This is a genomic window from Streptomyces sp. W16, from assembly GCF_033194735.1.
In the GTDB taxonomy this organism is placed as follows: Bacteria; Actinomycetota; Actinomycetes; order Streptomycetales; family Streptomycetaceae; genus Streptomyces.
Genome location: NZ_JAWOAI010000985.1, coordinates 1 through 1,817 on the forward strand (window position 1 = coordinate 1; position 1,817 = coordinate 1,817).

General features: G+C 68.2%; 2 protein-coding genes and 1 pseudogene. All 3 read left to right on the forward strand.

The window, feature by feature from the left end; translation table 11 throughout:
* Positions 1-754: CAP domain-containing protein (locus R6V09_RS52230; protein WP_317888417.1), on the forward strand; the 754-nt coding region annotated here is incomplete at its 5' end.
* Between the two features lie 66 nt (positions 755-820).
* Positions 821-1,498, forward strand: a complete 678-nt coding sequence (locus R6V09_RS52235; RefSeq protein ID WP_317888418.1) for an AIM24 family protein — start codon at positions 821-823, stop codon at positions 1,496-1,498.
* 173 nt (positions 1,499-1,671) lie between these two features.
* Positions 1,672-1,817, forward strand: a pseudogene (locus R6V09_RS54825) (tetratricopeptide repeat protein); the annotation flags it as partial.

Consider the following 1,817-nt stretch of genomic DNA (forward strand, 5'->3'; position numbering starts at 1 on the left):
GGTCAACTCGGCCCGCGCCGCCGCCGGTTCACCACCCGTCGCACTCGACCCCCGGCTCGCGTCGGCCGCGCAGGCCCACGTCACCGACATGGCCGCCGCCGGACACCTCAGCACCGAGAGCCGGGACGCCACCTCCGTGTACCAGCGGGTGATCCGTGCCGGGTACGCCTATCTCACCGTCGGCGAACACCTGGTCTCCGGCCCGCGCACCCCCGCCGAGTTCGTCGACTACTGCCTCCGCACCGAACAGGCCCGCCGGACACTGCTCGAACGCGTCTTCACACACGCGAGCCTGGCCAAGGCCGTCGATCCCCGCTCGGGCGACATCTACTGGACGGCGCTGTGGGCGAGGCCGCTCACCGAACGCAACCTGGCCGGGACGGCGGAGAAGGTCGTAGAGCTGACCAACGGGGAGCGGGCCAGGGCCGGGCTGTCTCCCCTGGCCGTGGATCCACTGCTCGCCGCCGCCGCGCAGGCGCACAGCACGGACATGGTGGCCCGGGCCTTCTACTCGCACACCTCCCCCGACGGCTCCCAGCCCTGGGACCGGGCCGCCGCCGCGGGCTCGCGCAGGCGCACGATCGGCGAGAACATCGCCTGTGGTCAGCGCTCCCCCGCCGAGGTCGTGGAGGGCTGGATGAACAGCCCCGGTCACCGCGCCAACATCCTCAAGCCGGACTTCACCCACATAGGCATCGGCTTCGCGGGCGGCGGACAGATGGGGACGTACTGGACACAACTCTTCGGAGCCTGACCACCCGGCACACTCGACCGCTCCGCGATCTTGGCGGAATGAGATCTTCCGGGTCAGGATGCCCGCATGAAGGGTGATCTGTTTTCCAGTGAGCACATGGTGCAGCCGGCCATCGCGCCGGGCATGACCGTAGAGAATGCCAAGTGCATCAAGTACGCGGTCAACGGCGAGATGTTCGCCCGCCAGGGGGCGATGATCGCCTACCGCGGCAACCTCCAGTTCGAGCGCAAGGGCCAGGGCGTGGGTGGCATGCTCAAGCGCGCCGTCACCGGTGAGGGCCTGCCGTTGATGGCGGTGCGCGGCCAGGGCGAGGCGTGGTTCGCGCACGAGGCGCAGAACTGTTTCGTGGTCGAGATCGATCCCGGTGACGAGTTCACCGTCAACGGCCGCAACGTCCTGTGTTTCGACGCCTCGTTGTCGTACGCGATCAAGACGGTGAAAGGCTCCGGCATCGCGGGCGGCGGCCTGTTCAACAGCGTCTTCACCGGGCAGGGCAAGCTGGGCCTGGTCTGCGAGGGCAACCCGCTGGTCATACCCGTCTCGCCGCAGTACCCGGTGTTCGTCGACACGGACGCGGTGGTCGGCTGGTCGGCCAACCTCCAGACCTCGCTGCACCGTTCGCAGTCCATCGGGTCGATGCTGCGGGGCGGTTCGGGCGAGGCCGTCCAACTCATGCTCCAGGGCGAGGGGTTCGTCGTCGTACGGCCCAGCGAGGTGACTCCGCAGAAGGCGCAGCAGCACTGAGGTCCGGCGAGTGATCTGCGCCTCACAGGCAACCTCGCCGACCGCATCGACGTCTTGATCCGCAACAGCAGATGACGCCCTGGCCCCCACGGCCAGGGCTGATTTTCTACGCTCTATACACTACATGTATACACACAGTGTCTACATGCGGTGTATACGGACGAAAGGCATCGATGTACGGCAAGGCATTCGCTCCGGAGTACCAGGGCGCCCTCACCACCCTGTCCGTGAACTCCCCACTGGTCGACGTACTGGCCGCCGGCACCGAGCAGTTGGCGGCGGCCGAGCGGTCGGGGCAGCGCGGCGAGGCGGCCCGCTC